Source organism: Sphingomonas sp. SORGH_AS_0950 (assembly GCF_030818415.1).
Classification (GTDB): Bacteria; Pseudomonadota; Alphaproteobacteria; order Sphingomonadales; family Sphingomonadaceae; genus Sphingomonas.
Window position 1 is genome coordinate 1,059,555 of record NZ_JAUTAE010000001.1, and the last position, 13,324, is coordinate 1,072,878.

9 protein-coding genes and 1 pseudogene are annotated in these 13,324 nt (G+C 68.8%); 5 read left to right on the forward strand and 5 right to left on the reverse strand.

The window, feature by feature from the left end; all coding sequences use genetic code 11:
• Positions 1-15: 15 nt before the first annotated feature.
• From QE385_RS04385 to QE385_RS04395, 3 genes are all read right to left on the reverse strand, one after another.
• Positions 16-852, reverse strand: coding sequence for a 4-(cytidine 5'-diphospho)-2-C-methyl-D-erythritol kinase (locus QE385_RS04385; protein WP_307099455.1), 837 nt, complete (start codon positions 850-852; stop codon positions 16-18).
• 41 nt (positions 853-893) lie between these two features.
• On the reverse strand, positions 894-2,414 hold the full coding sequence (locus QE385_RS04390) for a tetratricopeptide repeat protein (RefSeq protein WP_307099457.1): 1,521 nt from the start codon (positions 2,412-2,414) through the stop codon (positions 894-896).
• A gap of 61 nt (positions 2,415-2,475) precedes the next feature.
• Positions 2,476-4,131: an electron transfer flavoprotein-ubiquinone oxidoreductase gene (locus QE385_RS04395; RefSeq protein ID WP_307099459.1), complete on the reverse strand. Its 1,656-nt coding sequence runs from the start codon at positions 4,129-4,131 to the stop codon at positions 2,476-2,478.
• A gap of 143 nt (positions 4,132-4,274) precedes the next feature.
• Here QE385_RS04395 and QE385_RS04400 point away from each other — a divergent pair, with 143 nt between their 5' ends.
• The 3 genes and pseudogenes from QE385_RS04400 (at position 4,275) to moaB (ending at position 7,822) form a co-directional block, all read left to right on the forward strand.
• Positions 4,275-5,048, forward strand: coding sequence for a uracil-DNA glycosylase (locus QE385_RS04400; RefSeq protein ID WP_307099461.1), 774 nt, complete (start codon positions 4,275-4,277; stop codon positions 5,046-5,048).
• Positions 5,045-6,905: pseudogene (locus QE385_RS04405) on the forward strand (lytic transglycosylase domain-containing protein). The gene QE385_RS04400 and the pseudogene QE385_RS04405 overlap by 4 nt, the downstream one beginning before the upstream one ends.
• Positions 6,906-7,294: 389 nt before the next feature.
• Positions 7,295-7,822 carry a molybdenum cofactor biosynthesis protein B gene (gene moaB / locus QE385_RS04410; protein ID WP_307099463.1) on the forward strand — a complete coding sequence of 176 codons (528 nt, stop codon included), beginning with the start codon at positions 7,295-7,297 and terminating at the stop codon, positions 7,820-7,822.
• A gap of 6 nt (positions 7,823-7,828) precedes the next feature.
• Here the strand turns inward: moaB and QE385_RS04415 are convergent, their stop codons facing one another.
• On the reverse strand, positions 7,829-8,161 hold the full coding sequence (locus QE385_RS04415; RefSeq protein ID WP_307099465.1) for a VOC family protein: 333 nt from the start codon (positions 8,159-8,161) through the stop codon (positions 7,829-7,831).
• 68 nt (positions 8,162-8,229) lie between these two features.
• Between QE385_RS04415 and QE385_RS04420 the strand changes: the two genes are divergently transcribed.
• Together QE385_RS04420 and QE385_RS04425 are read left to right on the forward strand one after the other, a co-directional pair.
• Positions 8,230-9,297, forward strand: coding sequence for a PA0069 family radical SAM protein (locus QE385_RS04420; RefSeq protein WP_307099467.1), 1,068 nt, complete (start codon positions 8,230-8,232; stop codon positions 9,295-9,297).
• Positions 9,298-9,345: 48 nt separating this feature from the next.
• Positions 9,346-9,480 carry a hypothetical protein gene (locus QE385_RS04425; RefSeq protein ID WP_307099469.1) on the forward strand — a complete coding sequence of 45 codons (135 nt, stop codon included), beginning with the start codon at positions 9,346-9,348 and terminating at the stop codon, positions 9,478-9,480.
• 277 nt (positions 9,481-9,757) lie between these two features.
• Here QE385_RS04425 and dnaE read toward each other — a convergent pair whose 3' ends face one another.
• The gene (gene dnaE, locus QE385_RS04430; protein WP_307099471.1) at positions 9,758-13,249 is read right to left on the reverse strand and encodes a DNA polymerase III subunit alpha; all 3,492 of its coding nucleotides are present in this window, start codon (positions 13,247-13,249) and stop codon (positions 9,758-9,760) included.
• Positions 13,250-13,324 lie beyond the last annotated feature (75 nt).

Genomic DNA, 13,324 nt, shown 5'->3' on the forward strand with positions numbered 1-13,324 from the left:
AGATGGGAACAAATATCAGGTCAAAAAAGTCGGCAGCGCCCACCAGCCCTGGTCGCGCGCCTGGGTCGCCGCCGCATCCCGGTCCGCGACGGTGTCGAAGATCGCGAAACAGGTCGCCCCCGATCCCGACATGCGCGACAGCCCGACGCCGGGCGCCTGACCCAGAAAGGCCAGCACCGCGTCGATCGCTGGGGCCAGCGCGCGCGCCGGGGGTTCCAGATCGTTCCGCCCCGCCGCCGCGACCGCCATCACCTCGCCCTCTCCCAGTCCGCCGCGATCCATGCCGTCCCAGCGGCCGAACACCGCCGCCGTCGACACGCCGACGCCCGGATTGACCAGCAGCACCGGCACATCGCCCAGCGGCGGTAGCGGTTGCAGCGCATCCCCCTTGCCCCGGCCCCATGCGGTCCGGCCGAGCAGACAGGCGGGCACGTCCGCGCCCAGCTCGCCCGCCAGCGCGAACAATTCGGGATGGTCGGGCGCCACGCCATGCAGCCGCGCCAGCGCGCGCAGCGTCGCCGCCGCATCCGCCGACCCGCCACCGATGCCCGAGGCGACCGGCAGATGCTTGTCGAGCGTGATCGCGTGATGCTGCGCCACCCCGAACCGCGCGCCGAAGCCCTGCGCGGCGCGCATGACCAAATTGTCCTGCTGCGCCTCGCCCGCCAGACGGTCGGCGAACGGCCCGGTCAGCGTCAGGCCGGTCGCGGCGGCGGGTGCGACCGTCACGACGTCACCGTCGCGGCAAAAGGCGAACAGCGTCTCCAGCTCGTGATAGCCGTCCGCCCGGCGCGCCCGGACGTGAAGGGCCAGATTGATCTTGGCGGGCGCGGTCTCGACGATGGCGGTCATCCCCGCCCCATGCGACGCCCCGCGCCCGCCAGCAAGAGCGATCAGCGCGACAGCTTGGGCGTGATCCGCGCCCGTTCGCTCTCGTCGGCGGTCAGCGCCGCCGCGCGCCAGGCATAGCGCGCCTCATAATGCCGCCCCAGCGACCAATAGATGTCGCCCAGATGATCGTTGATCTCTGCATTGGCGGGCTCGGCCATGGCGGCACGCTCGATCAGCGGCAGCGCGCGGCCGGGCTGCCCCGCCCGGAAATAGGCCCAGCCCAGCGAATCGGTGATCGAGCCATTGTCGGGCGCCAGCTTGCTCGCCCGCTCCAGCATGGCCAGCGAGCCCGCGACATCCTGCCCCCGCTCGACCCGCGCATAGCCCAGATAATTGAGCGCCAGCGGCTCGTCCGGCGCCAGCGCCACCGCACGGGCGAGCGCTGCATCGGCCTCCTCGCGCCGCCCCGCCTGATCCAGCGCGCCGCCATATTGCAGCCAGGCCGCCCAGGGCAGCGGCGGATCGGCGCGGGTCACCCGTTCGTACCAGGGCACCGCCTCGGCGGGTTGCTGGGCGGCGATCAGCTGGTCGGCATAGACCTGCCAGTCGTCGACCGTCGCATTCTTCGCGGTCGCCAGCCCGCGCGCCAGCATCAGCGCCTCGCCCATCCGCCCGGCCGCCCCGAGCAGCCCGACCCGCACCACCGCCGCACGGTGGGCAAAGGCGCGGCGCGGGTCCACCCCCGCCAGCGCGGCGATGGCGGCGTCCCATGCCTCGTCCTTCGACAATGCCTCGGCCAGCAACAGCCGTGCCCGATCATTGCCCGGATCGGCGATCAGCGCGGTGCGCGCGAGCGCGATGACCAGCGGGCGCGGGCCGTCGCTCGCCAGCTCGGCACCGACGCGGACGAACAGTTGCGACACGCCGAAGCCCAGGTCCGGCTTGACGCCCAGCGCCTTGCGACCGGCATCGACCAGCGGATCGGTCATCAGGCGGCGCGCATCGGCCTCGTCGCCATGGCCCGCCATCAGCGCGGCGGCGGCGATCCGGGTATCGGCGGGCGGGCGCATCGCCTCCAGCAGCAGCCGGACCGAGGAATCATCCATCTTCCTCGCCGCCAGCGCCAGCAGCAGCCGATGCTCCTCGGCCAGCCGCCGCGCGACCGGCTCCTTGCCCGCGCTGTCGAGCGCGGGTTCGACGGGCTGTCGGCGATCCCAGGCCGCCCAGGCCTTGAGCACCGGCGACAGAATCTTGAGCGGCCCACCGGCGATCCCTGCGATCGCGGCGTCAGAACCCGCGCGATCGCCCTTGCGCGCCGCGATCGCCAGGTCGAGCAGCGTCACGTCGATCGGCGCGACCTTCTCGGCCTGCATGACGCGCGCGGCGCGCAGCGCCAGCGCCTCGTCGCCGCTGATCATCGCCTCGCGATAGGCGCGCACCGCCACCGCCGGATCGTCGGGCCACCCCGCCAGCGCGGTCGCATAATCGCCCGCCGCCTCGGCCGCACGCCCCTCGGCCGCCGCGACGCGGGCGGCGAGATAGGCGGAGAGCGGCTCGGGCGTGGCACGAACCGCCGCCGCCACGGGCGCCGTCCAGGCGGCGGAGGCCAGGACCGTCGCCGATAGGAGGGAGATCAGCCGACGCTTACATATTGGGATAATTGGGTCCTCCGCCGCCTTCGGGTACGACCCAGTTGATATTCTGGGTCGGGTCCTTGATGTCGCACGTCTTGCAGTGGACGCAGTTCTGGGCGTTGATCACGAATTTCGGATCGCCCTCGTCCACGCCCACCACCTCATAAACACCCGCCGGGCAGTAGCGTTGCGCGGGCTCGTCGAACAGCGGCAGGTTGTGCGCGATCGGCACGCTCGCATCCTTGAGCGTCAGATGGACCGGCTGATCCTCCTCATGGTTGGTGTTCGACAGGAACACCGAGGAGAGGCGATCGAAGGTCAGCACGCCATCGGGCTTGGGATAGTCGGGCTTCTTCACCTGATCCTTGCGCCACAGCGTCTCGTGATCGGGCTTGTGCTTCATGGTGAAGGGCATTTTCAGCCCGAAATGCTCCGACCACATGGTGACGTTGGCAAGCCCGCTGCCGACGAAATCGCCATATTTCTTGACCAGCGGCACGACGTTGCGGACGCCCGCCAGCTCCTTGTAGAGCCAGGAGGCGCGGAATGCCTCGGGATAGTCGGTCAGCTCGTCGCCCTCGCGCCCCGCCTGGACCGCCGCGAACGCCGCCTCGGCGGCCAGCATCGCCGACTTCATCGCGCCGTGCGTGCCCTTGATCCGCGGCACGTTGAGGAAACCCGCCGAACAACCGACCAGCACGCCGCCGGGGAAGGTCAGCTTGGGGATCGCCTGAAGCCCGCCGTCATTGATCGCGCGCGCGCCGTAAGAGACGCGCTTGCCGCCCTTCAGCAGCTCGGCGATGACCGGATGGGTCTTCCACTTCTGCATCTCCTGGAACGGGGAGATGTACGGGTTGGAATAGTTCAGCCACGTCACGAAGCCGATCGCGACCTGTCCCCCCGCCTGGTGGTAGATGAAGCCGCCGCCATTGGCGTCATCGCCCAGCGGCCAGCCCTGGGTATGGATGACGCGGCCCGGCACATGCTTGGCGGGATCGATGTCCCACAATTCCTTGATGCCCAGACCATAGATTTGCGGATCGCTGTCGCGCGCTAGGTCGAACTGGCGGATGATCTCCTTGGACAGATGCCCGCGTACGCCCTCGGCGAAGAAGGTGTATTTGGCGTGGAGCTCCAGGCCCGGCTGGTAATCGGGCTTGTGGGTGCCGTCGCGCGCCACGCCCATGTCGCCGGTCGCCACGCCCTTCACCCGGCCATCCTCATGGAACAGGATTTCGGCGGCGGCGAAACCGGGGAAGATCTCGACGCCCAGTTCCTCGGCCTTGCCCGCCAGCCAGCGGCACAGATTGCCGAGGCTGCCCGTATAGGTGCCCTTGTTGTGCATGAAGGGCGGGACCAGCGCGTGCGGCACGTTGCGATGCTTGCCCGCGGTCAGGATCCAGTGATGGTTCTCGGTCACCGGCACCTCGGCGAGCGGACAACCATCGTCGCGCCAGTCGGGCAGCAACTCGTCGAGCGCGATCGGGTCGATCACCGCGCCCGACAGGATGTGCGCGCCGACCTCCGAGCCTTTTTCCAGCACGCAGACCGACAGCTCGGCGCCGCCTTGCGTCGCCAGCTGCTTCAGGCGGATCGCGGCCGACAGGCCCGCTGGCCCGGCGCCGACGATCACCACGTCATAGGGCATCGATTCGCGTTCGCTCATGGCATCCTCGCATCTGGTCCGTACCGCTGCCGTAGCGTCCCGTGGATCGGGCTCGTCCGGGCGCGGACGGGAAACATCTTGTCCTGACAGCCGATCCGACAGATTGACGCGCACGTCAACCTTGCAGCATGGGCTAATCCCATATGGGGGCTTTTCCGACGTTCGACAGCGCACCGTTCGACAGCGCACAGGCGGCCAGCGTGCTCGACTGGTGGCATGACGCGGGCGTCGACCTGCTGGTCGAGGACGAACCCCGCGACTGGATGGCCGCCGAACCCGTGCGGCCGATCGGCTTCCCCGCGCCCGCCCCGCTGCCCGCACCGGGTCTGGTCCCCGCCCTGCCCGCCGCCGCCCCGGCCGCGCTGCTGCCCGATACGCTGGACGCCTTCCTGGCCTGGCGCCTGTCCGACGCCGCGCCGGAGGCGGCGTGGGACGGCATCTCGCTGACCGCCACCGGCCCGGCCGAGGCGCCGCTGATGGTGCTGGTCGATTGTCCCGACCGCGACGACGGCGAAGCGGGACAGATATTGTCAGGTGCGGCCGGTCGGTTGTTCGACCGGATGCTCGCCGCCATCGGCCAGTCGCGCGAGACCGTCCATCTCGCCTCGGTCTGCGCGCGGCGGCCGCTGGCGGGCCGGACCCCGGCGGGACTGGAGGCGCGGCTGGCCGAGATTTCGCTGCATCATATCGGGCTGGTCCGGCCGCGTTCGCTGCTCCTGCTGGGCAATGCGGCGAGCCGTGCCGTGCTCGGGACCGAACTCACCAGCGCGCGCGGACATTCGCATGCCGTTGACCATAAAAGCGGCAAAAGCCAGGCGGTCGCCAGTTTCCATCCGCGCTTTCTGATCGAAAAGCCGATGGCAAAGGCGGAGAGCTGGAAGGATTTGCAAAGGATCATGGGGGACATGCGCGCATGAAGCTGGGCCAGGCGATCGCACGGACGGCGACCATCGGGGCTTTGCTGGCGGCCGGAACCGGCACCGCCTTCGCCGCCGCGCCGGGAGAACCCGCGGCGGATGCCCGCGCCACCGCCTCGCCAAAGGCCCCGCCCGCCATCCCCGCGCTGCTCGATGCCGATCAAAAGGCAGGCTATGCGCGCATCTTCACCGCGATCCGCGAGAGCCGCTGGACCGATGCGCAGCTGGAGCTCGACTCGCTGAAGCCGGGCCCCCTCCACGCCATCGCCCGCGCCGAACTCTATACCGCCAAGGGATCGCCCAGGGTCGATGCCGAGCGGCTGGTCGCGCTCCTCAACGAAGCGCCCGAACTGCCCCAGGCCGAACAGCTCGCCAGGCTCGCCCGGTCGCGCGGCGCGAAGGACCTTCCCCCGCTGCCCGAGGCGCACAGCCTGATCTGGCAGGACGGCGCCCCCCGCCGCGTCCGCGCCAAGAGCGTGCGGAGCGACCAGATCGCCGCCGAACTGGCGGTGCGGATGCAGCCCTTCATCAAGGCCGATGACGGCCCCTCGGCCCAAGCCCTGCTGGAGGCGACCCAGGGCCTGTCGCCCGAGGCGCTGACCGAGTGGCAGCAGCGTGTCGCCTGGATCTATTTCCTGATGGGCGACGACGCCAATGCCCGGACCATGGCGGCCAAGGCGGCCGACGGGACCGGCGAATGGGCGGTGCAGGGTCGCTGGACCACCGCGCTATCGGCGTGGCGGCAGAATGACTGCCAGGCCGCCGAGACCGCGTTCGAGGGTACGGCGGCGCGCGCCACCGATGTCGACCTGCGTGCCGCCGCGCTCTATTGGGCCGCGCGCGCCGACATGGTGTGCGGCCGTCCCGACAAGGTCGAGGGGCGACTGCGCTCCGCCTCGCAGTTCCGCGAGAGCTTCTATGGCCAGCTCGCGCGCCAGGCGCTGGGGATGCGCGGCGACCGCGAGCCGCGCGGACAGCTGGTCGCGACCGACTGGGTCGCGCTCGACCGCCGCCCCAACATCCTCGTCGCCGCCGCGCTGGTCGAGATCGGCGAGACCGATCTGGCCGACCAGGTCATCCGCCAGCAGGCGCGGATCGGCCAGCCGCAGGAGTTCCGCAACCTCGTCCGCCTGGCCGAGTCGCTCGACCTTCCCGCCACGACCGTGTGGCTGGCGCACAACTGCCCGGCGGGCGTCACCGCCACCGCCGAGGCGCGCTATCCGACGCCCAGCTGGACGCCCGACAGCGGCTGGCGGGTCGAAAAGGCGCTGGTCTATGCGCACACGCTTCAGGAAAGCGGCTTTCGCAACAAGGTGGTCAGTCCGGCGGGCGCCTATGGCCTGATGCAGATCATGCCCGCCGCCGCCACCGACTTCGCGCGCGAACGCGGCGTGTCGATCGACCGCTCGGGCGCTGACCAAGCCGTCGACCAACATGGATATCGGCCAGCGGCATCTGGAGCGGTTGCGCGACATGACCGGCGTGACCGGCGGCCTGCTGCCCAAGGTGATCGCGGCCTATAATGCCGGCCCCAAGCCGGTCGGCGAATGGAACAGCCTGGTCCGCGACAATGGCGACCCGCTGCTCTATATCGAGAGCATCCCCTATTGGGAGACGCGCGGTTACGTGACCACGGTGCTGCGCAATTACTGGATGTACGAAGGCCAGACCGGCAAGGCCAAGTCGCCCAGCCGCGCCGCGCTGGCCCAGGGGATGTGGCCGCGCTTCCCCGGCCTTCCGGGGGCCAGTGCGGTACGGCTCCAACGGCCCAACACCGCCCAGGCGAGCCTGCCCCGCCGGACCACCATCGCGCTGAACGCGGCGGTGAACCCGCAGTCGAGCACCGCGCTGCCCTAGGCGAATTGAGCGGGAGTGTCGGGGCCGAGGGTATCGCTTGGCCTTCGACTTCGCTCAGGCTGAACGGAAGGTGCGAGGTCCATCGCCATTTCTACCCGGTAAAGATCGACGGAGGTGTGTCTTAGGGCCGCTCGACATTCAGCGATGCCTTTCCTTCCCTCGCCCCTCGCAGAGGGGAGAGGGAAGAAGACGCAATACTGACTGTCGCCCCGCCCCCGCTGGCGTGGTCGATCACACCGCCCCTTTCCTGACAGGCCAGGCATGACGCAACCCGAATATCGCTTCCGCCCACCGGTCCCTCCCCTCCGTTCCGCCTGAGCGACGTCGAAGGCCACGCCCCTCCACCCGCCAAGCCGCCCCCGAAACCCCCGCAGAGACGTTCACCCCCCATGCCCATCGACACGACCCGAACCTTCCTGCCCGTCCGCATCGCCGTGCTGACCGTCTCCGACACCCGCTCGCTGGCGGAGGACCGCTCGGGCGACACGCTGGCGGGACTGCTGACCGAGGCGGGGCATGAACTCGCCGCGCGCAGCATCCTGCGTGACGATACCGACCAGATCGTCGCCCAGCTGAACCGCTGGATCGACGATGCCAGCATCGACTGTATCCTGACCACCGGCGGCACCGGCGTCACGGGGCGCGACGTCACCCCCGAGGCGGTCGAGCAGGTCGCGACCAAGATGATCCCCGGCTTCGGCGAGCTGTTCCGCTGGCTCAGCTTCCAGACGATCGGCACCTCGACCATCCAGTCGCGCGCCTGCGCCTGCGTCGCGCGCGGCACCTATATCTTCGCGCTGCCCGGATCGACCGGGGCGGTCAAGGACGCGTGGAACGGCATCCTGCGCGACCAGCTCGACAGCCGCCACCGCCCGTGCAACTTCGTCGAGCTGATGCCCCGCCTGCTGGAACGCTGACCGGCGTCAATCCGCCTGCATCACGGCCAGCTCATGCCCGTCGACATCGCGAAAATGAAAGCGCCGCCCGCCCGGAAAGGCGAAGATCGGCACCACGATCATCCCGCCCGCCGCCTCGACCGCCGAGAGCGTCGCCTCCAGCGCCTCGACCCGGATGACGGGCAGCAGCGCCTTCACCTTTTCGGGTGAGGCGTCCAGCCCGACATCGGTATCCCCGCTCATGGTCGCGGCATAGTCCGGTCCGAAATCGGTGAAGCGCCAGCCGAACGCCTCGGCATAGAAACGCTTCGCCGCCGCCCGGTCCCCGACCGGCAGTTCGAGATAGTCCAGACGCGCCATGACCCGACTCCTTCGTTCTTGCTATGTTCCATTTCTTGCCCTAGTTTCGGGCGATGGGCAAGCGCGATATGGCCAGGCAGACTCAACGCGGCGCGACGGTCAACGCGACCAGCGCCCGTTTCGCCTTGCCGCAGGTCATGGCGGACGGCGACTGGCTCGACATGCAGGATCAGGTCGATGGCGCCCCGCCCCCCTTGCGGACCAGCGTGACCGTCGAGCGGCCGCGTACGGTCCTGAGCCGCAACAGCTCGCCCGACGTGCCGTTCGACCGCTCGATCAACCCCTATCGCGGCTGCGAGCATGGCTGCATCTATTGCTTCGCGCGGCCCAGCCACGCCTATCACGACCTGTCGCCGGGGCTGGATTTCGAAAGCCGGCTGTTCGCCAAGCCGAACGCTGCCGAATTGCTGCGCGCCGAACTGGCCAGGCCCGGCTACCGCGTCGCGCCGATCGCGCTGGGCACCAACACCGACCCCTATCAGCCGATCGAGGGCGAATGGCGGATCACGCGCGACATTCTGGGCGTGCTGGCGGAGACGAACCATCCGCTGGCGATCACCACCAAATCGGACCGCGTCGTGCGCGACATCGACATTCTGGCCCCGATGGCGGCCCGAAGGCTGGCGACGGTGTGCGTGTCGATCACCTCGCTCGACGCCAAGGTCGCGCGCACGGTCGAGCCCCGCGCGCCGACGCCCGAGCGGCGGCTGGCGGCGGTGGCGAAGCTGGCGGCGGCGGGCATCCCCACCTATGTCTCGATCGCGCCGGTCATCCCCGCGATCACCGATCACGAGATCGAGCATCTGATCGCCCGCGCCGCCGAGGCGGGGGCGCGCCATGCCTTCTTCATCCCCGTCCGCCTGCCGCACGAGGTCGCGCCCCTGTTCCGCGCCTGGCTGGACACGCATTTCCCCGAGCGCGCGGGCAAGGTGATGGCGATCATCCAGTCGTTGCGCGGGGGACGCGACAATGATCCCGATTTCTTCACCCGGATGCGCGGGCAAGGCCCCTGGGCGGAGTTGCTGCGCGTCCGCTTCCACCGCGCCTGTCGGTTGCACGGCCTCAATCGCGACCGGCCGCCGCTCGACACCGGCCAGTTCCGTCCGCCGAGCGGCCCGCAGGGCGAGCTGTTCTGAGGATCATCCCGCTTTGCCCGCGCGTTGGGGCCGGGAAGGAGAGCGACGATGATCCACGACCCCGAACAGACCCCGCCCGAACAGGTGCCGAACGAGGACGAGGCCGACAGCTCCGGTGGCGGCTATGGCAATCATGGCGAAGCGGGCGAAGAAGAGCAGGATCGCCGCGAGGTCGGCGGCTGAGGTTGACTGCCTCACCACCCGAACAATATTCAGCGATACCTTTCCCTCCCTCGCCCCTCGCAGAGGGGAGAGGGTTGCGCAGACTTGGCCTTTGCGGAAGCAAAGGCTTAGTCGGAGCTGGGTGAGGGGTAGGCGCTCGCGAAGCGAGCGCGCGAGCCTTTGGGCTCGCTCAACCCCTCACCCAAGCTGCGCTAGCCAGCAGGCTGGCAAGCTTCGCTAACCCTCTCCCCTGTCCAGGGGAGAGGGAAGAGGACGCAATACTAAATGTCGATCCGCCCTAGCCTACCAACGCCAGCCGCGCTTCCGACGACTTCATCGCCACCGCGGTCACGCCCGGCAGGTCCTCGATATGGCTGGCCAGCTCGGCGTCGAGCAGGAAGTTGCGCCCCAGCATCAGCAGCGTATCGCCGTCCGGCCCCGAGATCCGCGCACGGACCTCGCCCCGGCCGTTGCGCAGCGGGTCGAGCATCGCATGCAGCGCCTTGAACGCCGCCTTGTCCGCCACCGTCACCTCGACCACGAACTTCGCGGTGCTGGCGAGCCCGTCGAACGGCTGGACCCGCTTGATGCTGACCCGCGGGGCCTCTTCGCCCGGACGGCGATCCAGCTCGACGGTGATGAGCGCGCAATCGCCCTCCTTGGCGGCCTTTTCCAGATCGCCCGCCACCGAATCGTCGAAACAGGTCGCCAGGAACTGCCCCGTCGCGTCGGATAGCTGCGCCATCATATAGCGCTTGCCCCGCGCCGAGGTCCGCCAGCGCGCATCCTCGACCAGCACCGCCATGGTCGCGCCGATCCGCGCGCCGTCGTCGGGAATGATCAGGTCGGTCAGCGAGGTATAGGTCCGCGCGCCGTGCATCTTGGCGATATGCGCATGGCGATCGACCGGATGCGCCGAGAAATAGAAGCCGAACGCCTCCTTCTCCTGCTCCATCCGCTGCGACAGGCTCCAGCGGGTGCCGGTCGGCAGCTTGATCGCGTCGCCCGCCACCTCGGTCTCGCCGAACAGCCCGCCCTGCCCGCTGGTCCGCCCCTCATGGGTGCGCGCGGCGATGGCGAGGACGGTTTCGGCGACCGCATGGACGCCCGCACGGTTGACCTCGATCCCGTCAAACGCCCCCGCGGACGCCAGCGTCTCCAGCTGGCGCTTGTTCATCAGGCGCGGATCGACCCGCTTGGCCAGCGCATCGAGCGAGGCGAAGGGGCCGCCCGCATTGCGCTCGACGACCAGCTTCTCCATCGCGCCCTCGCCCACCGACTTGAGCGCGCCCAGCGCATAGCGGACGCCCAGGCCGTCCTCATGCGGCTCGACATCGAACTCGGCCTGGCTGGCGTTGATGCAGGGCGGCAGCATCGTCACGCCCATCCGCCGCGCATCGTCGACGAAGATCGCCAGCTTGTCGGTCAGCGCCATGTCGTAGCACATCGACGCGGCATAGAATTCGTGCGGGTGATGCGCCTTCAGCCACGCGGTCTGATAGGCGAGCAGCGCATAGGCCGCCGCGTGGCTCTTGTTGAAGCCGTAGCCGGCGAACTTGTCGATCAAGTCGAACAGCTCGTTGGCCTTTTGCGACGGGATGCCGTTCACCTCCTGGCAGCCCTTGACGAAGATGGCGCGCTGCGCGTCCATCTCCGCCTTCACCTTCTTGCCCATCGCGCGGCGGAGAAGATCCGCGCCGCCCAGCGAATAGCCCGCCAGGATCTGGGCGGCCTGCATCACCTGTTCCTGATAGACGAAGATGCCATAGGTCTCGGACAAGATCTGTTCGAGCAGGGGATGCGGGTAGACGATCTCCTCGGTCCCCTGCTTGCGGCGACCGAAGCTGGGGATATTGTCCATCGGACCCGGTCGGTACAGCGACACGAGCGCGATGATGTCGCCGAAATTGGTCGGGCGCACGGCCGACAGGGTGCGCCGCATGCCTTCCGATTCCAGCTGGAACACGCCGACCGTGTCGCCCTTCTGGAGCAAAGCGTAAGTGGCCTCGTCATCCCAGGCCAAGGCCCCGAGATCGACCTCGACCCCACGCTTGGCGAGCAGCTGCACCGCCTTTTGCAGCACCGACAGCGTCTTGAGGCCGAGGAAGTCGAACTTGACCAGCCCCGCGCCCTCGACGAACTTCATGTCGAACTGCGTCACCGGCATGTCCGAGCGCGGATCGCGATAGAGCGGGACCAGCTGCGCCAGCGGCCGGTCGCCGATCACCACACCGGCGGCATGGGTCGAGCTGTGGCGCGGCAGGCCCTCCAGCTTGGTGGCGAGGTCGAGCAACCGGCGGACCTGGTTGTCGTTGGCATATTCCTTCGCCAACTCGGGCACGCCGTTCAGCGCGCGCTTCAGGTCCCACGGGTCGGTCGGGTGGTTGGGGACCAGCTTGGCGAGGCGGTCGACCTGGCCATAGCTCATCTGGAGCACGCGGCCGGTGTCCTTCAGCACCGCGCGCGCCTTCAGCTTACCGAAGGTGATGATCTGTGCGACCTGGTCGCGGCCATATTTCTCTTGGACGTAGCGGATGACCTCGCCACGCCGGGTTTCGCAGAAATCGATATCGAAGTCGGGCATCGACACGCGTTCCGGGTTCAGGAAGCGCTCGAACAGCAGGCCCAGCTTCAATGGATCGAGATCGGTGATGGTCAGCGCCCAGGCGACCACCGAGCCCGCGCCCGAACCACGGCCCGGCCCCACGGGAATATCGTGGTCCTTGGCCCATTTGATGAAGTCGGCGACGATCAGGAAGTAACCGGGGAAGCCCATCTGGATGATGATGTCGACCTCGAACTTCAACCGTTCGTGATAGGCCTCGCGCCAGCCGGGTTCGCCCTCGCCCTCCAGCTCGGCGATACGGTCGAGCCGCGCCTCCAGACCCGCCGTCGCGTCGCGGCGGAGCATCGCCGCCTCGCCCTCGCGGTCGCCCGCCAGGCTGGGCAGGATGGGCTTGCGCCACGGGGCCATGACCGCGCAGCGCTGCGCCACGACCAGCGTGTTGTCGATCGCTTCGGGCAGGTCGGCGAACAACTGCTTCATCACCTCGGCGGGCTTCAGCCAGGCCTCGGGGCTGCTCTTGGGGCGGTCGTCCATTTCGACATAGGTCGAATTGGCGATGCACAGCATGGCGTCATGCGCGTCGCGGAAGCCGCTATCGGCGAAACAGCAGGGATTGGTCGCGACCAGCGGCAGGTCGCGGTCATAGGCCAGGTCGATCAGATCCTGCTCGGCCGCGATCTCGACGGGATCGTCCCGCCGCGCCAGTTCGATATAGAGCCGGTCGCCAAAGATCGCCTGGAGCCGGTCGGCATAGGCCTTGGCGCGGTCCGGCTGGCCTTCGGCGAACAGCCGCGCGATGCCGCCCTCCCCGGCGGCGGTCAGCGCGATCAGGCCGGTGCTGAACTTCTCCAGCGTGTCGAAGCCGACATGCGCCGCCAGCTCGATCGGCCGGTCGAGATGCGCCGCCGATACCAGCGCGCACAGATTGTCATAGCCGGTCATGTCCTGCGCATAGAGCGCGATCCAGTCCACCACCGCGCCGACATTGTCGGGCATGTCCGGCCGCGCCAGGCCAAGCATCGTGCCGATCACCGGCTGGACCCCGGCCTTCTTGGCGGCGTCCGAAAAGGCCATCGCGGCATAGAGGCCGTTGCGGTCGGTCAGCCCGGCGGCAGGAAAGGCGTTCGCCTTGGCCTGCGCCGCAATCGCCTTGGGATCGATCGCGCCGTCGAGCATCGTGAAGGAGGAAAAGATGCGAAGCGGCACATATCCGGAATGCATCACGCACCCTTACGCCAAGCGACATGATTCGACCAGCACGGAACCCCGGCCAAAGGGAGTCGTTACGCCAACAGAATA

What these genes read in the sequence shown, in the direction of transcription:
- QE385_RS04385 (WP_307099455.1), bottom strand. Translation starts at nt 852, where the DNA reads ATGACCGCCATCGTCGAGACCGCGCCCGCCAAGATCAATCTGGCCCTT.
- QE385_RS04395 (WP_307099459.1), bottom strand. Translation starts at nt 4,131, where the DNA reads ATGAGCGAACGCGAATCGATGCCCTATGACGTGGTGATCGTCGGCGCC.
- QE385_RS04400 (WP_307099461.1), top strand. Translation starts at nt 4,275, where the DNA reads ATGGGGGCTTTTCCGACGTTCGACAGCGCACCGTTCGACAGCGCACAG.
- moaB (WP_307099463.1), top strand. Translation starts at nt 7,295, where the DNA reads ATGCCCATCGACACGACCCGAACCTTCCTGCCCGTCCGCATCGCCGTG.
- QE385_RS04415 (WP_307099465.1), bottom strand. Translation starts at nt 8,161, where the DNA reads ATGGCGCGTCTGGACTATCTCGAACTGCCGGTCGGGGACCGGGCGGCG.
- QE385_RS04420 (WP_307099467.1), top strand. Translation starts at nt 8,230, where the DNA reads ATGGCCAGGCAGACTCAACGCGGCGCGACGGTCAACGCGACCAGCGCC.
- QE385_RS04425 (WP_307099469.1), top strand. Translation starts at nt 9,346, where the DNA reads ATGATCCACGACCCCGAACAGACCCCGCCCGAACAGGTGCCGAACGAG.